Genomic DNA, 19738 nt, shown 5'->3' with positions numbered 1-19738 from the left:
CAGTACCGCTGCCGACGCGACTGCGCCGGTGAGAAGTCGTGCAATCCTTGCCAACGAACACTCCTTCGGACGGTTGGAATCGGCGCGTGAAGCCGCGCCCGGCGGAGGATATCGACGCGATTGCCGACTTCGAGCGTTAATCGGAAATTTGGCCGAAGACGTCAGGATTCAGTGGGTTGTCCGAATCTGCATGCACTGCCGCCGAACTCACCGGTCGAGCCGGTACCGGTCGAGGGCTGCACTTCGGATCGCTACCGCCGAAGGAGGGAGCGGGCCGTCGCCGTCACGGTGCCGACGGCGAGGTTGCCCCAGCTGAAGCGGTCCCGCCAGAGCGCGATCCGGCCGTCGCGCAGCTCGAATGTCCCGCACACCCAGAACGTGGACCGCAGCGGCCCGATGTAGAGCGTGTCGGTGCGGTCGCTGAGCACGGTGTCGCCGTCGCTCGCGACGTGGTGCATCACGGCGTCGAATCGGCACGCCGGGCGATTCGCGAACGCGAGCGCCCGGGTCACCGCGGGCAGGCCGCGCAGCGTCGGCAGTGTCCGGTTCTGCCAGACGATGTCGTCCGTGAGGTGTGCGACGGCGYGGTCCACGTCCATGTCGGCGAGTGCCGAGAAGAAGTCCTCGACCACTCGGACGGCAGCGTCGCGGCGGTCGGCGTCCGATGTCGTGTTCATGGTGCACTCCTGGTGAAGGTGCCGAGGTGGTCGGTGTCGAAGGACTCGAGCACGACGGTGTTCCCGGTGAAGGTGGCCTTGGAGATCGATCCTTCCGGGGCGTCGAACTCGGAGAACTTCTCCTTGTACAGCGCCGTCCAGTCCTCCCGGATCTCGCCGAACTGCACCAGATCCGCGAATTCGGCGGTGAGAGTCTCCGGTACGCCGACCGGCGCCGCGTTGGTGAGGGCGGCGATCTCGACGTCGGCGGAGGGGATCGCGACGAAGTTCGTGGCGGCGCCCAGCGAGAAGGCCCCGGAGTGGCTGAGCGTGACCCGTCCGGCGGGGCTCGTGCCGACGTTGAACCCGAACCCGTAGAAGCCGGCGCGCGCGTCCGGGCCGGTGGGCGGCGACGAGACGCTCTGCGGGGAGATCGCCGGCAGCAGCGCCTCGGCGGGAATCAGTTGCCTCCCGTCGACCTGCCCGTCGGCCAGCAGCATCTTCAGCCACGCGGTGAGATCGGTGACCGACGAGCTGACGCCGCCGGCCGGGGACTGGGCGTCGGGCTCGCGCACCGCCTGCGCGGCGTACTTGCCGTCGACCTTCATGTGACCCACGGCCGCTGTGAGTCCGAAGTTGGTGTAGGCGTAGGAATCCCGGAACGGTTCGAGCGGCAGCAGTCGTCGTCGCTCGAGGCTGCGCGACGGCGTCGGCCACCGAGGCCTCGGACAGCGGAGGCGCCGCCGTATTCTCGTTCGGAGCGGAACTGCATGCGGTCGCCAGCACCGACACGACCGCGACCGCGAGTGCACCGCGACGGAATACGCGCATGGTGGGCCCTTCTCTCCAGTCGGATGGTAGGCCGGTGCGCCGTGCACCGCGGGGGAATCCGCGGGCCTCGGTCTACTCGGTGGGCTCCACCTTCGTCATGGCGAGTACATCGAGCCGCCGATCCAGTTCGGCCTCCGTCAGCCCGTCGCCGATCAGTCCGCGGTCGATCACCGTCTGGCGGATGGTCTTCTTCTCCCCGAGCGCCTGCTTGGCGACCGCGGCCGCCTCCTCGTAGCCGATCGCCGAGTTGAGTGGGGTGACGATCGACGGCGACGACTCCGCGAGAGTGCGCAGGTGCTCCTCGTTCGCCTCCAATCCGACGATGCAGCGGTCGGCGAACAGCCGGGAGACGTTGGCCAGCAGCCGGAACGACTCGAGCAGGTTGCGGGCCATCACCGGGATGTAGACGTTGAGCTCGAACGCGCCCGCGGCGCCGCCCCACGCGACGGTGGCGTCGTTGCCGACGACCTGGGCCGCGACCTGTGTGACCGCCTCGGGCAGAACGGGATTGACCTTGCCGGGCATGATCGAACTGCCGGGCTGCAGGTCGGGCAGCCGGATCTCGCCGAGACCGGTGAGCGGCCCCGACCCCATCCAGCGGATGTCGTTGGCGATCTTCGTCAGGGACACCGCGACGGTGCGCAGCGCGCCGGACGCCTCGACCAGGCCGTCGCGGGCGGCCTGCGCCTCGAAACTGTTGCGGGCCGGGGTCAGGGCGTCCAGCCCGGTGCTGCGGACGAGTTCGGCGACGACGAGCGGGCCGAACCTGTCGGGCGCATTGAGCCCGGTGCCGACGGCGGTGCCGCCGATGGGCAGTTCACCCAGGCGGGGGAGCGTCGCGAGCACTCGCTCGATTCCTGCCTCGATCTGGTGGGCATAGCCACCGAACTCCTGACCCAGGGTGACCGGGACGGCGTCCATCAGATGCGTACGGCCGGACTTGACCACCGTCTTCCACTGGGTGGCCTTGTCGAACAGGGCGAGCCGCAGGTGATCCAGCGCGGGCACGAGGTCCTTGGCGGCGGCCTCGGTGGCGGCGACGTGCGTGGCGGTGGGGAAGGTGTCGTTGGACGACTGCGACATGTTGACGTCGTCGTTGGGGTGCACGGTCACGCCGGCGTTCGCGGCGAGGCTCGCGATGACCTCGTTGGCGTTCATGTTGGAGCTGGTGCCCGAGCCGGTCTGGAACACGTCGATCGGGAACTGGTCGTCATGGCGACCGTCGGCGATCTCGGCGGCAGCGGCGATGATCGCGTCCGCCTTCTGCGGTTCGAGTAGCCCGAGATCCTTGTTGACCTGTGCGCAGGCGGCCTTGAGGAGACCCATCGCGCGGATCTGTGCGCGTTCGAGGCCGCGGCCGGAGATCGGGAAGTTCTCGACGGCCCGCTGCGTCTGCGCGCGCCACAGCGCGTCGACCGGGACGCGGACCTCGCCCATCGTGTCGTGCTCGATGCGGAACTGGGGATCGGTGCTGTCGGTCATGGACCCAGCTTGCCACCGCCACAACGGCCGAAGGGTCCCTTCGTGCGCTCGCAGCGCACGAAGGGACCCTTCAGCTGGTGTATTGCAGGAGAACCCGTCAGAACGACGGCGGGATGGCTCCGTCGACACCCTGGAAATCGATGGCCGAGTACTCGCTCAGCTTCTCGAGGCGGTGGTAGGCGTCGATCATGCGGACCGTGCCCGACTTCGAGCGCATGACGATCGACTGGGTCGACGCGCCGCCGCCGTAGTAGCGGACGCCGCGCAGCAGATCACCGTCGGTGACACCGGTCGCGCAGAAGAAGACGTTCTCGCCGGAGACGAGGTCCTCGGTGACGAGCACGCGGTCCAGGTCGTGGCCGGCGTCGATCGCCTTCTGACGCTCCTCGTCGTCCTTCGGGGCCAGCTTGCCCTGCAGGACACCGCCCATGCACCGCATTGCGGCCGCGGCGATGATGCCCTCCGGGGTGCCGCCGATGCCGACGAGCATGTCTGTGCCGGACTCGGGGCGGGCCGCGGCGATGGCGCCGGCGACATCGCCGTCGGAGATCAGGCGGATGCGCGCACCGGTGTCGCGGACCGACTGGATCAGCTCGGCGTGGCGCGGACGATCCAGGATGCACACCGTGACGTCGGAGACCGACGCCTTCTTGATCTTGGCGACGCGCTTGATGTTCTCGGCGATCGGATCGCTGATGTCGATGACGTCGGCGGCCTCGGGGCCGACCGCGATCTTCTCCATGTAGAACACGGCGGACGGGTCGAACATCGCGCCGCGCTCGGCGACCGCGAGCACGGAGATCGCGTTCGGCATGCCCTTCGACATCAGCGTCGTGCCGTCGACCGGGTCGACCGCGAAGTCGCAGTCCGGGCCGTCACCGTTGCCGACGTGCTCGCCGTTGTACAGCATCGGCGCTTCGTCCTTCTCGCCCTCACCGATGACGACGACGCCGTTCATCGAGACGGAGGAGACGAGTTCACGCATCGCGTCGACGGCGGCGCCGTCGCCACCCTCCTTGTCGCCACGTCCGACCCACCGGCCGGCTGCCAGGGCGCCCGCCTCGGTGACGCGCACCAACTCGAGTGCGAGGTTGCGGTCGGGGGCCTCGCGGCGACTCGATGGGGTGCTGGCCGTCATGGGCAGTGCCTCCTGCTGCAGTCACGGTCGGCGCGATGTGGTGGCCGACACGATGGGACGGCCGACCGCAGTGCGGCCGTGCCGTCGATTCGGTGGACGAATCTCGAGATGATTCTTTCAGAACCCCCACGATGAGTGGGCTGCTGGGCCACCTCGACGGCGGAACAGGAATACTGGACACCGTGCCAGAGAAGAAGCCCCGCATTCTGCAGAACGGCCACGACATGGCGTGGTCGCTCATCCCGCTCGTCCTGGCGTGTCTGCTGATCGCGGCAATCGCGAGCCAGTGCTCGTTCAGCCCGGGTGGCCCCAAGCCGGGTCCGATCCCCAGCTTCGACGCCGACGCCGCGTTCAAGTACGACTCCCGCGAGCTCGGGTTCCCGATCCGGCAGCCGGAGATCCCCGAGGGCTGGACCCCGAACTCGGGCAGCCGGAGCATCGTCTCCGGTGACGGTGGCGGCGACTCGAACAACATCGGGTTCATCACCGAGGTCGGCCGCTACATCCAGCTGACCCAGAGTGATGCCACCGTCGAGGCACTGGTCCCGTTCATCGCCGGGGAGCCGCGCATCCAGACCGGCACCGAGCAGATCGGCGGCCGCACGTGGGACGTGTTCGACGACGGTGACTCCGAGGCGATCTGGATCTCCGACTTCGGAGACGCCCGCGTGCTTGTCACCGGGCCGGCCCCGGCGGAAGACTTCACACAGCTCGCGACCGCGATCAGCGGCGTCGAGCCGTTGCAGCGCTAGGACCGCGGCTCGCGGCAGACACCGCTGTCGGCTAGTCGTCGTCGGTCGCGTCTGCCGCGTTGTCGGAGTGGGCGAGCGCGTCCTCGACCCGCTTGCGGGCACCGGCGAGATGCTCCTCGCAGCGCTTCGCCAGCGCCTCGCCGCGCTCCCACAGCGCCAGCGATTCGTCCAGGTCGAGGCCACCCAGCTCGAGGGTCTTCACGACGACGACCAGTTCGTCCCGGGCCGCCTCGTAGCCGAGTTCGGCGACATCAGAGTTGCTCATGGTTGCTCAGGACTCTCTTCCCATCACGGCGGCACGGACGGCGCCGTCTGCCAATCTGACTCGAATCTGCGTTCCCGGCGGCGCGTCGTCCACCGACCGCAGCACCTCGGGTTCGGCGTCCCCCAACACCCGCTGGACCACCGCGTAGCCCCGCGCGAGGGTCGCGGCCGGCCCGAGGGTCGTCAGTCGGGCCTGGAGATGTTCGACGGTGGTCGACTCGGTGGCGATCGCGCGCGTCACGTCCCGGCGCGCGGCGTCACGCAACCGTTCGACTTCCTCGGCCCGACGGTCGACGGCCTGCAGCGGGTCGGCGAGTACCGGGCGGCTGCGGAGTTGCGCGACCAGATGAGACTCGCGCTGCACCCAGTTCCGCAGTGCGGCGGCGCTCCGCTGCCGCAGATCGGACACCAGTGCCTGCTCGGCGACGGCGTCCGGCACGACCCGCTTGGCGGCGTCGGTGGGCGTGGCCGCCCGCAGATCGGCGACGTGGTCACTGAGCGGGCTGTCCGGTTCGTGGCCGATCGCGCTCACCACCGGGGTGGTGCACTTGACGATCGCGCGGCACAGCGTCTCGTCCGAGAACGGCAGCAGATCCTCGACGCTGCCGCCGCCGCGGGCGAGGATGATCACGTCCACGCGTGGGTCGCGGTCCAGTTCCTCGAGCGCTTCGATGATCTGCGGCACCGCGGTGGGGCCCTGCACGGCGGTGTTGCGAACCTCGAACCGCACGGCCGGCCAGCGGCGCTCGGCAACGCTGAGCACGTCCCGTTCGGCAGCGCTGGCCCGTCCGGTTACGAGGCCGATCGTGCCGGGCAGGAACGGCAGCGGACGCTTGAGCCGCGGGTCGAACAGGCCCTCTGCGGCCAGCAGCGCGCGCAGCCGCTCGATCCGGGCCAGCAGTTCGCCGATGCCGACCGCGCGGATCTCCGTCACCCGCAGCGAGACGCTGCCGCGGCCGGTGTAGAACGACAGCTTGCCGAACATCACCACCCGGCTGCCCTCGGTGAGTGGTACGGGGGCGTCCCGCAGCAGTTGCGGCGAGCACGTCACCGACAACGACATGTCGACCGACGGATCGCGCAGGACGAGAAACGCGGTCCGTGTCCCCGGCCTGGCGTTGATCTGGGTGATCTGACCTTCGACCCACACACTGCCGAGTCGATCGATCCACTGCGCGACCTTGGTGGAGACGGTCCGGACCGGCCAGGGCTGTTCGGCCGTGCTGGGCGACGGGCCGCTGGCGGCGGAGGCGGGGCGCGCGGAAGTCACTTGGCTTTGGCGGAGGTGATGCGGTTGGCGAGCATGGTCTGGAACGGCGCCCGGGCCGCGGTGCGCTCCTCGTACTCGAGCAGCGTCGTCAGATCCTCCACCGACAGCGACCGCAGGCGAGAGCGCAGTTGGGCGAGCGTCAGCGCCGCGTAGTCGAGTTCCTCGGCGATCTCCGGAACCGGGATCTCGTCGGAATCGTCGGTCGTCTTCTCCGGGGTCGTCTTCGCGGTGGGGGCCGCCGGGTTCGACGCCGGTTCCCCCGCGTCGCCGTTGTCGGCGGGCGTCATCGAGTACAGCGCGAACCTGCCCGGTGCCGCGGGCCGGTCGTCGTCGACATCGACTTCACCGTCGGTGTCGAAGTCGGAGGTGTGGTCCTCGTCGAACACCGCCCACGACGGTTCCTCCTCGGCTCGGTTGAGCAGGCAGAACGCCTGGTCGCCCTTGATCGCGAGCGCAGTCATGGACTGCTGCATCCGCATCGTCGTCTGCAGGACCTGGCTGACCGCGGTCATCGGCAGTGTCACGGCCGTGGACGGCAGCTTGAGCGCCTCTTCGTAGGCCGTGATGGCCATTCCGGCGGCGACGCGCGCCACGAACGGGGGACGGATCATGCAAACAGCCTGCCTCACGATGGCGCTATTTGGTAGCTGACGGGACCGAACGTCGGCGAGTGGCCGTGTGCTGCGGGGGTGGGCGACGACCTGCCCCGTAGGCTGGGGTCATGTCTTCGGCAGTTCCTCTCAATCTGGGTATCGCACGATCTGCGGGTTCCGACGCGGCCGGTGCGGGCAAGCGGATCCTTCTCGCCGAGCCGCGTGGCTACTGCGCGGGCGTCGACCGCGCGGTCGAGACGGTCGAGAAGGCACTCGAGAAGCACGGTGCTCCGATCTACGTGCGCAAGGAGATCGTGCACAACCGGCACGTCGTGGACACGCTCGCGGAGCGGGGCGTCGTCTTCGTCGACGAGACCGACGAGGTGCCCGAGAACTCGGTACTCGTGTTCTCCGCACACGGGGTGTCCCCGGCCGTGCATGCGGCGGCCGCGGAGCGCAGCCTGCACACCATCGACGCGACGTGCCCGCTGGTGACCAAGGTGCACCAGGAGGCCAAGCGGTTCGCCCGCGACGACTACGACATCCTGCTGATCGGCCACGAGGGTCACGAGGAGGTCGAGGGCACCGCCGGTGAGGCACCCGAGCACGTGCAGATCGTCGACGGTCCCGACTCGGTGGACTCGATCACGGTTCGCGACGAGGACAAGGTGATCTGGCTGTCGCAGACGACGCTGTCGGTCGACGAGACCATGGAGACCGTCGAGCGCCTGCGGCAGAAGTTCCCGAAGCTGCAGGATCCGCCGAGCGACGACATCTGCTACGCCACCCAGAACCGTCAGGTCGCGGTCAAGGCGATGGCCCCCGAATGCGATCTGGTGATCGTCGTCGGCTCGCGGAACTCGTCGAACTCGGTGCGCCTGGTCGAGGTCGCGCTCGGTGCGGGCGCCCGGGCCGCGTATCTGGTGGATTACGCCCGTGAGGTGGACCTCGCGTGGCTCGACGGGGTCCGCACGGTCGGCATCACGTCGGGTGCCTCGGTACCGGAGATCCTGGTCCGAGGCGTCATCGACCTGCTCGCCGAGCACGGTTTCGACGACGTACAGCCGGTGACCACCGCCAACGAGACGCTCGTGTTCGCGTTGCCGCGTGAGCTGCGGGCCGCCCGCGCATAGCGGCCACCCAACGAACGAAGACCGCCCCGGGACGAGGTTTCGTCCCGGGGCGGTCTTTCGGTTTCGGCTACTGATCGATCGGGGGTTCGCGGCGCTGGCGGTAGCGGACCTGCGGCATCGGGTGCGCGGGGGCATCTGCCACCGGGCGGGCCGTGCGGACCGGGATCGGATCGCGATCGAGGGGCTCGCGGTTCCTGGCGATCGGCTCGTCGTACACGTTGTCGCGACGCGCGTTCTCCCTGCGTGCCGTGTCGCGATAGACCGGCTCCCGGCGGATCGGCTCGTGACGAATCGGCTCGCGGGGAACGGGGTCGTGATACCCCTCGCGTCCGCGACGCTGGTCGGGGCCCGCGTAGGTGCTGCTGTACGACGGCGCATGCGCCGTGGCTGGGTCGTGGGACGGGCGCGAGACGCGAGGATCACGGATGGGCTCGCGGTCGGGCTCACGGGCATCACGGCGGGGGCGCGAACGGCGGGCGGCGGGGGCCTGCTCGTCGCGGCGATCCGTGCGCGCCTCGGTGCGGGCGGGACGGGCGGACGTCCGCCGACCACGGGAACGAGCGGGTGCACTCTTGCTCTGCTGGACGAGGAACGTCCGGGCGCCGGCGATCAGCGCCACCACGACAGTGGCGGCCAGCATCAACGGGAAGCGGTTGACCAGCGGAATCGCGACGTTGAACGCGAGGTCCTTGAGTCCGGTGCCGGCATTGTCGGTGAGCACCTGCTGACCGATCGGCACCGCGACGAACAGGAGCAGCGGCGGCTGCACGACCGCGGTGAACAATCCTCGCTGGCGGACGGCGAGGACCGCCAGCACACACCCGAGGAAGTACATCGTCGAGAAGGTCGAGGTCAGCTCGTTGCCCGACATACCGTCGAATGCGAAGCCGAGGAAGGTCAACCCAGCGGCGACTGCGACAGCTCCCCAGGCGGGTATGCCGGGAATGGTGGGGAGGGCCGATCTCTGGTCGAGCGGCACCCCGGATCTAGCACGTTGGGTTGCGGACACACTTCGACAGTAGTCGCTAACGGTCGGGTTGATTCGTTGGCGGGACCGTCGGAAGCCGAGAAATCGGCCGATGCGAAGGCTGCCGGCCGGCACTCGAGCATCCTCGTGACACAGCCGAGACTGCCACGTCCACATCGGCGTGGTGTCGGCGGTGTGCTCTACCGTCTTGCGGCATGAGGATCCTGCACACGTCCGACTGGCACATCGGTCGCACGTTCCACGGCGTCGACCTGCTCGACGACCAGGCGCGGGTGCTCGATGCGATCGCGGAGACGGTCACCGCGCGCGATGTCGACGTCGTGGTCGTCCCCGGTGACGTGTACGACCGTTCGATCCCGAGTGCGGACGCGGTCACGGTCTGCAACCGGGGCTTCGAGGCGATCCGGGCAGCCGGCGCGGTGATTGTCGCCACATCGGGTAATCACGACTCGCCGGTGCGCCTCGGCGCGGGTGCGGCGTTCGCGGCGGCCGGTGGCCTGCACCTCCTGACCCGGGTGGGGGAGTTGGATACCCCGGTGCTGCTCGACGACGAGCACGGCCCGGTCGCGTTCTACGGCATCCCCTACCTCGAGCCCGAGATCACACGAGTGGAACTCGACGCGCCCCACGCGCGTTCGCACGCCGACATCCTCGACGTCGCGATGGCCCGCGTCCGCGCGGATCTCGATACGCGCAGAGCGGATGCGTCGGGGCTGCGCTCGGTGCTGCTCGCCCACGCCTTCGTCGTCGGCGGCGAGGCGACCGGCTCGGAGCGCTCGATCTCGGTCGGTGGCGTCGAGACGGTGTCGGCGTCCGCGTTCGACGGTGTCGACTATGTCGCACTCGGGCACCTGCACTCGCCGCAGACGCTGGCCGAGCACGTCCGCTACAGCGGCTCGCCGCTGCCGTACTCGTTCGGGGAGCGCTCGCACCGCAAGTCGGTGTGGTTGGTCGACGTCGACGCGGACGGGCTCGCCGCGGTGGAGCGGATCGATCTGCCGGTCGTGCGGGGGCTCAGCCAGCTCGTCGGAACGCTCGACGAACTGCTCAGTGACGCGGCGTTCGCATCCGCGGAGGAGCACTACGTCTCCGCGGTGCTCACCGATCCGCTCCGGCCGGTCGACGCGATGCGCGCCCTGCAGACCCGGTTCCCGTATGCCGTGCACATGGAATGGCAACGCCCCGAAGGAAATCCGGAGCTCAAGTACCGTGACCGGGTGCGCGGGCGCTCGGACCTGGAGGTGGCGCAGAGCTTCGTCTCCGATGTCCGTAGCGGCGCGACGGTGGGGGAGGTGCGCCTGCTCGAGCAGGCGCTGCGCAGTTCCACTGCGCCGGAGGAGTCGGTGTCCGGCGGCGCCCCGCGCGCCGACGCGATGGAGGTCTCGGCGTGAGGCTGCACAACCTGGAGGTGAGCGCGTTCGGGCCGTTCGCCCGGACCGTCGAGGTCGACTTCGACGAGCTCGGCTCGGACGGACTGTTCCTGCTGCACGGCCAGACCGGCGCGGGCAAGACGACGATCCTCGACGCGGTGGCGTTCGCGCTGTACGGCACGGTGCCCGGCGCCCGCAAGGACGGCAAGCGACTGCTGTCGGACCATGCGCCGGAGGGCTCGGTGCCGACCGTCCGGCTCGAGGCGACCATCGGGGGACGCCGGCTGCGCCTCACCCGCTCGCCCGAGTACCAGCGAGCCAAGAAGCGCGGCGCGGGAACCATCACGGAGAACGCGAAGGCGACGCTCGAGTGGTTGGACGGCAACGGCGAGAACCTGTCCCGGATCCCCGACATCGCGCGGGAGGTCGAGCGGCTGCTGGGGATGACCTCGGATCAGTTCTTCCAGGTGGTGCTGCTGCCCCAGGGGGAGTTCGCGAAGTTCCTGCGGGCCGACAACGAGGACCGCGGCAAGCTGCTCGAGAAACTGTTCGACACCATTCGGTTCAAGTCCGTCGAGCAGTGGTTCGTGGACCGGCGGCGGGCCAGCGCGGCCCGGGTCGAGGAGCATCGCAAGCAGGTGGACCTGCTGCTGGCGCGGGTCTCGACCGCCGCGGGCATCGAGGTGGGCACCGAAGGCGACCCACTGAGCTGGTCGAGGAAACTGCTGGAGCAGGCCGCCGAGACGGTCGACCTGGCGTCGGTGGAACTCGCACGTACCCGCACGGTCGAGGAGAAGGCGCGCGCTGCCGCCGCCGAGTCACGTCGCGTGCACGACCTCCAGCTTCGACGGGCCCGCGCGAATGCCGAACTGGCGCAGCTCGAGTCGGGTGCAGCCGAGCGTGACGAACTCGCCGCCGAGGTCGACCGCGCACGTCGCGCCGCCGCCGTTGGTGCCGTCGCCGCGGATGCCGAGTCCGCCGCGCGGGACGCCGAGACCGCGGTCTCGCGCGCCCGTGCCTTCGCCGACGGCCTGAGCGCATCCGCGGACGGTGCCGGTCTGGTCGCCCCGCTGTCGTGGCCGCAGACCGAGACGGACCGGGACACGATCCGGGCGCAGGCGCGGGCCTGGACCGCGGAGGTGGTCCGCCTGGACGCCCTGCTCGCGGAGGCCCGGACCGCCGATCAGCTCGGTCGCGATCTGGAGGCGATGCGTGGCCGCGGCGTCGAGCTGTCCCGCCGCGCGCAGGAGCTGGCGAGCGCCCGCGTGCAGTGGCCGGAGGAACTGCGCGCGGCGGAGGAGGCGGTGCGGTCCGCCGAGCATGCGCAGGCGGCACTGCCGGCCCTGGAGGAGACCTGCGCCCGCGCCGCGGACGCCGCGGCCGCGGCGACCGAGTTGATGTCGACCCGCGCCTCCCTGGGCGAACGACGCCAGGGCGCCGCGAACGCCAGGACCCGCCACCAGGACGCTCGGGACCGATTGCTCGACCTGCGGGAGCGGCGCATCGCCGGCATGGCTGCCGAGCTCGCCGCGGAACTGGTCGACGGCGACAAGTGTGCGGTCTGCGGCTCGGTCGAGCATCCCGAGCCCGCGCGTCCCGGCGACTCCACCGTCACCAAGACCGACGAGGACGCCGCACGGGTCGCCGAACAGAAGGCCGCCGCCGCGTTCGAGGCGGAGACCGAGCGGGTCACCCAGCTCGAACGGACCGCGGATCTGCTGATCCAGCGTGGCGGCGACGGGGACCGTGACGCGCTGCGGCAGGCGCATGCTGTCGCGACCGCCGACGTCGAGCGCGCGCGGGACGCAGCGGCCAGGCTCGCGCGGGCGACCGGTGCGGTAGACGAACTGCGTTCCCGCGGTGTGCAGTTGGAAGAACAGTCGCGCGCGGTGGACAACGAGCGCACCGCGCTCGAGACGCGCATCGAGTCCGCCGACGAACAGGTCCGCCGGATGCGCGACCGGATGGTGGAGGCTGCCGGGACCGATCGGAGCGTGCCGGCCCGGCGGGAGCGGTTTGATGTCCTCGCGACCTGGGCCGCCGAATTGCTCGACGCCCGCGATCGCGCCGCCACGCTCGACACCGCCGCACGTGAACTGTCGGACCGGGCACAAACGGCAGCGGCCGACGCCGGCTTCGCCTCGCTGGCCGAGGCGCTTGCGGCGGTGCGGCCCGCGGCGCGGATCGAGCAGATCGATGCGGTCCTGACCGCGGCCCGGGACCGGCTCGTCGCCGCCAACGCGGTGCTGTCCGAACCCGACGTCCAGGCGATCGCGGCCCTCGACCCGGTGGACCCGTCGGTGCCGGAAGCGACGGCGCTCGAGGCCGCGACGGCGGTGGAGGTTGCCGCCACGGTGGTGGCCGAGGCGGAGACCCGCCGCACCAACGTCGAGCGGTTGACGACCCAACTCGCGGCCGCGATGAAGGGCCTGGGGCCGGTGCTGGCGCAGCACGACGAGCTGGCCGGACTGGCCGACGTCGTCGAGGGGCGCGGCCAGAACTCGCGCAAGATGTCGCTGCGGTCGTACGTCCTGGCCTCTCGGCTCGAGGAGGTCGCGGTGTCGGCGTCGGTGCGGCTGCGCCGGATGTCGGCCGGACGCTACGAGTTCGTGCACTCCGACGAGGCCGGTTCGCGTGGCCGCCGCGGCGGGCTGGGCCTGGACATCCGTGACGACTACACCGGCGTCGTCCGCTCGGCGAAGACGCTCTCGGGTGGCGAGTCGTTCCTCGCGTCGCTGTCGCTGGCACTCGGTCTCGCCGACGTCGTGGCCGCCGAGTCCGGCGGTGTGGTGCTCGACACGATGTTCATCGACGAGGGCTTCGGCACCCTCGACGCCGACACCCTCGACCTGGTGATGGGTGTGCTCGACGAACTACGCGAGGGCGGCCGCGTGGTCGGCATCGTCAGCCACGTGGACGAGATGCGGCAGCGGATCCCGAGCCGGCTGCACGTGGTGCGGGGCCGGACCGGGTCCACCGTCGAGATGATCGCCGGCTAACTCTGCGCGGACTCCGCTGTCGGCCCCGAGGAGTTCCCGCTCGGGAGTGCCGGTTGGAGCGGGCTCGGTTCCTCCGGCGCCGGCTCCGGGTTCGCGGTGGCGGTGCCGTCGGCGGTCGCCTCGGCGGCGTCGAGCAGCGCGTCGTCCTCGAGGCGGTGGTCGATCTGCTCACCGAGGTACCGGATGACCACCGCGCCGACGGCCGCGACGGGCACGGCGAGGAATGCGCCGACGATGCCGAACAGCGAGCTGCCGGCCGCGACCGCCAGCAGCACGATCACGGCGTGCAGCTTCATGCTCTTGCTCTGCAGCACCGGCTGCAGCACGTTCCCCTCGATCTGCTGGACCGCGATGATGATGGCGAGCACGATCAGCGCGGTGGTCACGCCGTTGGCCACGAGCGCGACCAGGACGGCGAGTGCGCCGGCGACGAAGGCACCGACGATCGGGATGAAGCCGCCGATGAACGTGAGGATCGCGAGAACCGGGGCGAGCGGCACACCGAGGATCAGCAGTCCCGCGCCGATGAAGACGGCGTCGATGAGGCTCACGAGGGCCTGGGTGCGGATGAAGCCGCCGAGGGTGTCCCACATCCGGCCGAGGACTTCTTCGAGATGCCGTCCCGCCCGGCCACCGCCCACGCTGTGCAGCCACGGGATGAATCGCGGGCCGTCCTTGACGAAGAAGAACGCCAGCACCAGGACCAGGCCGAGCGTGACGATCATCGATCCGGCGGTGGTGACGCCGCTGAACACGCCCGAGGCGATCGCGGTGCCGCTCTCTTGCACCTTGGCCGTGATGGCGTGGACCGCGGTGTCGATCTGCTCGTCCTGCAGGTTGATCGGCGGACCCTTGAGCCAGTCCTGAACCTGCTGGATGCCCTGGGTCGCCTTGTTCGCGAGTTCCGGGGCCTGGTCTACCACCGACGGCACGACCAGAGCCACGACGCCGCCGAAGAGGCCGAAGAAGACGAGCAGCGTGATCGCTGCCGCGCCGGCCGGGGGCACGCCGCGCTTGGTGAGGGCACGGGTGGGCGGCCACAGCACGGTGCAGACGACGATCGCGAGCAGCACGGGCAGGACGATCACCCACAGCTTCTGCAGGATCCAGCCCAGCACCAGCGCTCCGACGGCGATCGCGGCGATGCACAGCGACCACTTCGCCAGCCACAATCCGCCGGCCCCGATCACCTCGCCACGATCACGCATGCGCGGGCGCGCGGTGGGCTGGGCGGTCTTCTTGGCGCTCACAGGTCGAGGGTCCTTCCGGCGGACGGTGATGGTCGACGTTGAATCTACGCATTTCTCCCGGAGTGGGCTCGAGTAATCGATCCGGTCACGACGCGGTGAAACCCGGAGTTCGCCGCCGGAACCGTCCGTAGGATCCGGCGCATGGGGAGAATCTGGAAAACCACGGGCAAGACCACAGCCACGATTGTCGCCGCAACCACAGCCGTGTTCGTGATCACCGCGTGCAGCAACGACGGCGGCACATCCCAGGAAACCAAGGAGAAGATCAGCTCCGCCGCCACGTCGGAGCCTGGACCGGGCGAGGCGCTGCGCTCGAGCATCGAGTCGACCGCGTCGAGCGCGGTATCGGGCATCAGCGGTGCCTGGGACCAGGCGAAGCTGACCGCGTTCACCGCCACGTTCCGGACGGCCTACCCGAACCTGTCGAGCGACCGCGACGACGAGTCGATCGAGTCGATCGTCAAGGAGACGTGTACGGCCATCGACTCGGGCGCGAGCGACCAGGATCTGGTGGCGAAGGTCACCGAGGTCGCGACCAACGACGGCACCGTCCCGACCGAGGATCAGGCCAACCGGATCCTGCAGATCGTCCGGCCCGCCTGCCCGTAGACCCGCCGATCAGAACCGGGACGGGTCAGCGGTGCGCCAGTCGCGCCGCCAGGACTCGCGGGCGTGGTCGAGCAGTTCCTTCGGCTCGAGCCAGTCGTAGAGCTCGTCGTACGTGCGGGTGGTGACGCCGTCGACCCGGCGGTGCAGCATCGACGGGTCCAGCTCGTCGAAGCCGTCGAGGCCCATCGACGCGACCATCTGCTGGGCGCTGGCGACGGTCGCCTTCTGGAACCGATAGACCCGCGCCGTCTTGTCGGGCACGTCGAGAGCCTGTGCCCGGGCCGGATCCTGGGTGGCGACGCCGACCGGACACCGGTTGGTGTGGCAGCTCTGCGCCTGGATGCAACCGACCGCGAACATCATCGCGCGGGCCGCGAGGGTGAAGTCCGCGCCCTGGATGATGCGCTTGACGATGTCGGATCCGCTGGCGACCTTCCCGGAGGCGCCGATCTTGATGCGGTCGCGCAGGCCGACGCCGACGAGCGCGTTGTGCACCAGCATGAGCCCCTCGGTGAGCGGCATGCCCATGTTGTCCTCGAACTCGACGGGGCCGGCGCCGGTGCCGCCCTCGGAGCCGTCGACGATCACGAAGTCCGGCGTGACGCCGCGCGCGAGCATGGCCTTGCAGATCGCGAGGAACTCGACGCGCGACCCCACGCAGAGTTTGAAGCCGACGGGCTTGCCGCCGGAGAGCGTGCGCAGACGCACGACGAAGTCGATCAGCTCGTGCGGTGTGCCGAACTCGCGATGCGCGGGCGGTGAGATCACCGTCTGCCCGATCGGGACGCCGCGGGCCTCGGAGATCTCGGCGGTCACCTTGGTGCCGGGCAGGACACCGCCGAGACCGGGCTTGGCGCCCTGCGAGAGCTTGATCGAGATCGCCTTGACCTGGTCGTCGGCGGCCTTGGCGGCGAACTGTTCGGGATCGAATCGGCCGTCGGGGGTGCGGCATCCGAAGTAGCCGGACGCGATCTCCCAGATCAGATCGCCGCGGTGCTTGCGGTGGTGGCGGCTGATGCTGCCTTCGCCGGTGTCGTGCGCGAACCCGCCGCGTGCGGCGCCGGCGTTGAGTGCCTCGATCGCGTTCGCCGACAGCGACCCGAAGCTCATCGCCGAAACGTTGAGCAGCGCGATGTCGTACGGGCGGCCGCAGTCGGGGCCGCCGATGCGCACCGAGGGCGTGGCCGCGGGTGCGGTCCGGGCGCGCAGCGAGTGCGTCATGAATTCGTAGCCGATCGCGTGCACGTCCCGCTCGGTGCCGAACGGCTCCTCGTCCAACGTGCCCTTCGCGCGCTGGTACACCAGATCTCGCGTCTCGCGGTCGAACGGTGTTCCGCCGGTGGGCGTTTCGATGAAGTACTGCTGAATTTCGGGGCGGATGTGTTCCATGAGGAAGCGCATGTGGCCGAGGATGGGGTAGTTGCGCAGCACATTGTGGCGCCGCTGCAACAGATCCCACGTCCCGACGAGCGCGAGTGCAACCAACGGAACCGTGGCGACGAGCCACCATGGCGAGAAGACTGTGGACGCGACCGCCGCGGCCGCACCGAGGACCCAGACACCGACGACGATCGACCAACGGACCATGCGGCGATGGTAGGCGCCGGACGCGCGCCGTACCCTGTCGGGCGTTGCGGTCGGTGTGTCCACCGGCACCGGTCGACACGAAGGGATGCCCACGAACATGAGCACGGATCCGATCACCGAGCTGGAGGCCGAGCTGGTCGACATGTGGCGGCGTGGACGGATTCAATCACGTGCGCAGGCCCGTGCGATCCATCCGAAACTCGACCCGGCCTGCTATCCGCTGCTCGTGATCCTCACCCGCGCCGACGCGGTCCCGATGTCGGATCTGGTCGCCGAGCTCGGGGTCGAGAAGTCGACGCTGACCCGTCAGATCGACGCTCTCGTCCGCCTCGGCCTGGCCGAGCGCCGGCCGGATCCGCAGGACGCCCGCGCCCGGCTGGTCGCGCTCACCGATCCCGGGCGCGGCAGGCTCACCGAATCGCGGGAGGCCGTCATCGCGCGGTGGCACGAGCGGCTGTCGCGATGGGATCCCGAGGACGTCCGTCAGCTCGCGACGCTGCTGCGGCGCCTGGGCGACTGCTCCGACTGAAGCACCACTCGAATATTAGTTGCGCGATACAACCATTAGCTCTATAGTTGTACTACTCAACTAATTGGGAGGGGTCATGGTCGCCACGGATACGGCGGACGCGCTGCTCGACAGTCTGCGCGATCTCGTGCGTCGTGGTCGTGAGGTCTCCGCCTCGCTGGCCCGCGAATCCGACGGCGACATGCTCACCGAGCCGATGGGGGCGGTGCTGTCGCACGTCGCCACCGGTCAGGGGAGACGCTGCAACGTGCTCGCCGAGCGGATGCGGATCACTCCCTCGACGTTGAGTCGGCACATCGCCCATGCGGAGGATCTCGGCTACCTGATGCGAGTTCCCGATCCCGCCGATCGCCGGGCCACCCTGCCCGCGTTGACCGACGAGGGGGAAGCGGTTCTACGTCGGCACCGCGAACGGCAGAGGGAATGGTTGCTGGCCTCGATCTCGGACTGGACCGACGGCGAGGCGCAACAGCTCGTGGACGGGCTCACGCGTTTGCGTATGTCGGTCCCGGACGCGATCTCGACACTTTGACGTCGAGTTATTCAATTCACTTTTTACGCAACTGTTTTCGGGGTCACTCGAACAACTCGTGAGGTTTCTGCATGAGCACATCTGCCACCCGGGACACCGGGACATTCGATCCGTCATCCGATTCGCCGATGACCCACAAGCAGCGCATCCAGGCGCTCGTGGGCCTGCTGCTCGGCATGTTCGTCGCCTTCCTGTCGTCGACGATCGTCTCGAACGCGCTGCCGACGATCATCACCGATCTGCACGGCACGCAGGACCAGTACACCTGGGTCGTCACCGCGACGCTGCTGGCCTCCACGGCCACCACCCCGATCTGGGGCAAGTTCTCCGACCTGGTCAGCAAGAAGCTCCTGGTCCAGCTTGCGATCGCGATCTTCACGATCGGGTCGATGCTGGCCGGTCTGTCGCAGTCCGTCGGCATGCTCATCGGATTCCGTGTGATCCAGGGCATCGGACTCGGCGGTCTCCAGGCGCTGGTCGTCATCGTGATCGCGAGCATGTTCAGCCCGCGTGAGCGTGGCCGCTACCAGGGCCCGATCGCTGCCGTGATGTCCGTCGCGACGGTCGCCGGGCCGCTGATCGGTGGCGTCATCGTCGACACCAGTTGGCTGGGCTGGCGCTGGACGTTCTTCGTCGGCGTCCCGCTCGCGGTGATCGCGTTGGTCTTCGTCCAGCGCACCCTCAACCTGCCCGTGGTCCGCAAGGACGTCAGCATCGACTACCTCGGTGCGGTGCTGATCGCGTCGGGCGTGAGCACCCTGCTGATCTGGGTGACGCTGGCAGGCAAGAACTTCGACTGGGCGTCGGGAGTGTCGTACGGCCTCGTCGCGCTCGGTGTGGTGCTGCTCGGGCTCGCGGTCTTCGCCGAGTCCAAGGCGAAGGATCCGATCATCCCGCTGCGGCTGTTCCGTGACCGCACCACCGCCCTCGCAACCCTCGCGAGCGTCGCGGTCGGCATCGCCCTCTTCGGTGGCGCGGTGTTCCTGGGCCAGTACTTCCAGATCGCGCGCGGTTACTCGCCGACGGCGGCCGGTCTGCTGACGCTGCCGATGGTCATCGGTTCGATGGTCTCGTCCGCGGTGTCGGGTTCGCTCATCACCAAGTTCGGCCGTTGGAAGGGCTTCATCGTCGGCGGCTCGATCATGATGACGGTCGGCTTCTTCCTGCTCTCGACGATCGACCACCAGACCAACATGGTGCTGCTGGGCAGCTTCCTGTTCGTGTTGGGCGTCGGCATGGGCATGACGATGCAGAACCTGGTGCTGGCGGTGCAGAACACCGTGAGCCCGGAGGATCTCGGTTCGGCCAGTTCGACCGTCGGGTTCTTCCGCTCGCTCGGCGGCGCGGCCGGCGTCTCCGTCCTCGGCGCGGTGCTGTCGAGCCATGTCGCCGACCTCACCACCAAGGGCCTGGCGGCGGTCGGCATCGACGTCGGTGCGGGCGGCGGCTCCGGAGCGGGACTGTCGAACCTCAACGAGCTGCCCGGTCCCGTCGCGGACATCGTCCGCGGCTCCTACGGTGACGCAACCGCGCGGATCTTCCTGATCTCCGGCATCGTCTCGCTGCTCAGCCTCGCCGCGGTCCTGTTCATCAAGGAGGTCGCGCTGCGCACCTTCAGCGCCGACGACCAGCGCCGGGCCGAGGCGGACGGCGACGACATCGACGCCGAGCTCGCCGAGATCGTCCAGGGCGACCCCGTCCTGGTGGACCCGCTCCCTGTGAAGCCCGGCGACCCCGGAAAGCAGTAGGAGCAGG

General features: G+C 69.5%; 17 protein-coding genes and 1 pseudogene. 8 read left to right on the top strand and 10 right to left on the bottom strand.

Annotated features, from left to right (window positions below; all coding sequences use genetic code 11):
* Window positions 1-251 precede the first annotated feature (251 nt).
* The 4 genes and pseudogenes from AB4Z09_RS20385 to glpX form a co-directional block, all read right to left on the bottom strand.
* The gene (locus AB4Z09_RS20385) at window positions 252-677 is read right to left on the bottom strand and encodes a limonene-1,2-epoxide hydrolase family protein (RefSeq protein WP_442240550.1); all 426 of its coding nucleotides are present in this window, start codon (window positions 675-677) and stop codon (window positions 252-254) included.
* Window positions 674-1351 (bottom strand): annotated as a pseudogene (locus AB4Z09_RS20380) (serine hydrolase); the annotation flags it as partial. The gene AB4Z09_RS20385 and the pseudogene AB4Z09_RS20380, both read right to left, overlap by 4 nt.
* Before the next feature lie 208 nt (window positions 1352-1559).
* Window positions 1560-2969: a class II fumarate hydratase gene (locus AB4Z09_RS20375; protein ID WP_442240549.1), complete on the bottom strand. Its 1410-nt coding sequence runs from the start codon at window positions 2967-2969 to the stop codon at window positions 1560-1562.
* Window positions 2970-3066: 97 nt separating this feature from the next.
* Window positions 3067-4107 carry a class II fructose-bisphosphatase gene (glpX, locus tag AB4Z09_RS20370; RefSeq protein WP_114718328.1) on the bottom strand — a complete coding sequence of 347 codons (1041 nt, stop codon included), beginning with the start codon at window positions 4105-4107 and terminating at the stop codon, window positions 3067-3069.
* Between the two features lie 131 nt (window positions 4108-4238).
* Here glpX and AB4Z09_RS20365 point away from each other — a divergent pair, with 131 nt between their 5' ends.
* Entirely contained in the window at window positions 4239-4859 is a 621-nt protein-coding gene (locus AB4Z09_RS20365) for a DUF4245 domain-containing protein (protein ID WP_442240548.1), read from the top strand.
* 31 nt (window positions 4860-4890) lie between these two features.
* On the opposite strand, the gene AB4Z09_RS20360 is transcribed toward AB4Z09_RS20365, so the two are convergent.
* From AB4Z09_RS20360 to AB4Z09_RS20350, 3 genes are read right to left on the bottom strand one after another with little or no spacing between them, the layout of a single operon-like run.
* A complete protein-coding gene (locus tag AB4Z09_RS20360; RefSeq protein ID WP_114718329.1) occupies window positions 4891-5124 on the bottom strand; it encodes an exodeoxyribonuclease VII small subunit in 234 nt (77 codons plus the stop codon).
* A gap of 6 nt (window positions 5125-5130) precedes the next feature.
* A complete protein-coding gene (gene xseA / locus AB4Z09_RS20355; RefSeq protein ID WP_442240547.1) occupies window positions 5131-6393 on the bottom strand; it encodes an exodeoxyribonuclease VII large subunit in 1263 nt (420 codons plus the stop codon).
* Window positions 6390-7004 (bottom strand): lipid droplet-associated protein, encoded by a 615-nt coding sequence (locus AB4Z09_RS20350; protein WP_114718331.1) that lies wholly within the window; start codon window positions 7002-7004, stop codon window positions 6390-6392. Before AB4Z09_RS20350 ends, xseA begins: the two co-directional genes overlap by 4 nt.
* 110 nt (window positions 7005-7114) lie before the next feature.
* Between AB4Z09_RS20350 and AB4Z09_RS20345 the strand changes: the two genes are divergently transcribed.
* Window positions 7115-8119 (top strand): 4-hydroxy-3-methylbut-2-enyl diphosphate reductase, encoded by a 1005-nt coding sequence (locus tag AB4Z09_RS20345; protein ID WP_114718332.1) that lies wholly within the window; start codon window positions 7115-7117, stop codon window positions 8117-8119.
* A 67-nt stretch (window positions 8120-8186) separates the two neighbouring features.
* Here AB4Z09_RS20345 and AB4Z09_RS20340 read toward each other — a convergent pair whose 3' ends face one another.
* Window positions 8187-9128, bottom strand: coding sequence for a DUF6542 domain-containing protein (locus tag AB4Z09_RS20340; RefSeq protein WP_442240546.1), 942 nt, complete (start codon window positions 9126-9128; stop codon window positions 8187-8189).
* Window positions 9129-9301: 173 nt separating this feature from the next.
* Here AB4Z09_RS20340 and AB4Z09_RS20335 point away from each other — a divergent pair, with 173 nt between their 5' ends.
* A complete protein-coding gene (locus tag AB4Z09_RS20335) occupies window positions 9302-10498 on the top strand; it encodes a metallophosphoesterase family protein (RefSeq protein WP_174908972.1) in 1197 nt (398 codons plus the stop codon).
* Window positions 10495-13476, top strand: a complete 2982-nt coding sequence (locus tag AB4Z09_RS20330; protein WP_442240545.1) for an AAA family ATPase — start codon at window positions 10495-10497, stop codon at window positions 13474-13476. Before AB4Z09_RS20335 ends, AB4Z09_RS20330 begins: the two co-directional genes overlap by 4 nt.
* Here the strand turns inward: AB4Z09_RS20330 and AB4Z09_RS20325 are convergent.
* Complete coding sequence (locus AB4Z09_RS20325) at window positions 13473-14684, bottom strand: AI-2E family transporter (protein ID WP_254622960.1); 1212 nt, start codon at window positions 14682-14684, stop codon at window positions 13473-13475. The two genes, AB4Z09_RS20330 and AB4Z09_RS20325, sit on opposite strands and share 4 nt — an antisense overlap.
* Before the next feature lie 183 nt (window positions 14685-14867).
* Here AB4Z09_RS20325 and AB4Z09_RS20320 point away from each other — a divergent pair, with 183 nt between their 5' ends.
* Window positions 14868-15335, top strand: coding sequence for a hypothetical protein (locus tag AB4Z09_RS20320; protein ID WP_309473061.1), 468 nt, complete (start codon window positions 14868-14870; stop codon window positions 15333-15335).
* Window positions 15336-15344: 9 nt separating this feature from the next.
* Here the strand turns inward: AB4Z09_RS20320 and AB4Z09_RS20315 are convergent, their stop codons facing one another.
* Window positions 15345-16922: an FMN-binding glutamate synthase family protein gene (locus tag AB4Z09_RS20315; RefSeq protein WP_442240544.1), complete on the bottom strand. Its 1578-nt coding sequence runs from the start codon at window positions 16920-16922 to the stop codon at window positions 15345-15347.
* Between the two features lie 97 nt (window positions 16923-17019).
* Between AB4Z09_RS20315 and AB4Z09_RS20310 the strand changes: the two genes are divergently transcribed.
* The 3 genes from AB4Z09_RS20310 to AB4Z09_RS20300 all read left to right on the top strand — a co-directional run bounded on the left by AB4Z09_RS20310 (window position 17020) and on the right by AB4Z09_RS20300 (window position 19731).
* Window positions 17020-17451, top strand: coding sequence for a MarR family winged helix-turn-helix transcriptional regulator (locus tag AB4Z09_RS20310; RefSeq protein ID WP_174908978.1), 432 nt, complete (start codon window positions 17020-17022; stop codon window positions 17449-17451).
* A 76-nt stretch (window positions 17452-17527) separates the two neighbouring features.
* Window positions 17528-17983: a MarR family winged helix-turn-helix transcriptional regulator gene (locus AB4Z09_RS20305; protein ID WP_114718337.1), complete on the top strand. Its 456-nt coding sequence runs from the start codon at window positions 17528-17530 to the stop codon at window positions 17981-17983.
* 71 nt (window positions 17984-18054) lie between these two features.
* Window positions 18055-19731, top strand: a complete 1677-nt coding sequence (locus tag AB4Z09_RS20300) for an MDR family MFS transporter (RefSeq protein ID WP_114718338.1) — start codon at window positions 18055-18057, stop codon at window positions 19729-19731.
* Window positions 19732-19738 lie beyond the last annotated feature (7 nt).

The organism is Rhodococcus sp. TAF43, from assembly GCF_052113525.1.
Lineage (GTDB): Bacteria > Actinomycetota > Actinomycetes > Mycobacteriales > Mycobacteriaceae > Prescottella.
Note: the sequence above shows the minus strand (reverse complement) of the source record. Positions and strands in the feature narration are given on the sequence as shown.

Bases quoted from the DNA above. Each gene is read 5' to 3' on its own strand.
- AB4Z09_RS20350 (WP_114718331.1), bottom strand. From the start codon at position 7,004: ATGATCCGTCCCCCGTTCGTGGCGCGCGTCGCCGCCGGAATGGCCATC.
- AB4Z09_RS20305 (WP_114718337.1), top strand. From the start codon at position 17,528: ATGGTCGCCACGGATACGGCGGACGCGCTGCTCGACAGTCTGCGCGAT.
- AB4Z09_RS20375 (WP_442240549.1), bottom strand. From the start codon at position 2,969: ATGACCGACAGCACCGATCCCCAGTTCCGCATCGAGCACGACACGATG.
- AB4Z09_RS20310 (WP_174908978.1), top strand. From the start codon at position 17,020: ATGAGCACGGATCCGATCACCGAGCTGGAGGCCGAGCTGGTCGACATG.
- AB4Z09_RS20320 (WP_309473061.1), top strand. From the start codon at position 14,868: ATGGGGAGAATCTGGAAAACCACGGGCAAGACCACAGCCACGATTGTC.
- AB4Z09_RS20325 (WP_254622960.1), bottom strand. From the start codon at position 14,684: ATGCGTGATCGTGGCGAGGTGATCGGGGCCGGCGGATTGTGGCTGGCG.
- AB4Z09_RS20315 (WP_442240544.1), bottom strand. From the start codon at position 16,922: ATGGTCCGTTGGTCGATCGTCGTCGGTGTCTGGGTCCTCGGTGCGGCC.
- glpX (WP_114718328.1), bottom strand. From the start codon at position 4,107: ATGACGGCCAGCACCCCATCGAGTCGCCGCGAGGCCCCCGACCGCAAC.
- AB4Z09_RS20345 (WP_114718332.1), top strand. From the start codon at position 7,115: ATGTCTTCGGCAGTTCCTCTCAATCTGGGTATCGCACGATCTGCGGGT.
- AB4Z09_RS20335 (WP_174908972.1), top strand. From the start codon at position 9,302: ATGAGGATCCTGCACACGTCCGACTGGCACATCGGTCGCACGTTCCAC.
- AB4Z09_RS20365 (WP_442240548.1), top strand. From the start codon at position 4,239: ATGAGTGGGCTGCTGGGCCACCTCGACGGCGGAACAGGAATACTGGAC.
- AB4Z09_RS20360 (WP_114718329.1), bottom strand. From the start codon at position 5,124: ATGAGCAACTCTGATGTCGCCGAACTCGGCTACGAGGCGGCCCGGGAC.
- AB4Z09_RS20300 (WP_114718338.1), top strand. From the start codon at position 18,055: ATGAGCACATCTGCCACCCGGGACACCGGGACATTCGATCCGTCATCC.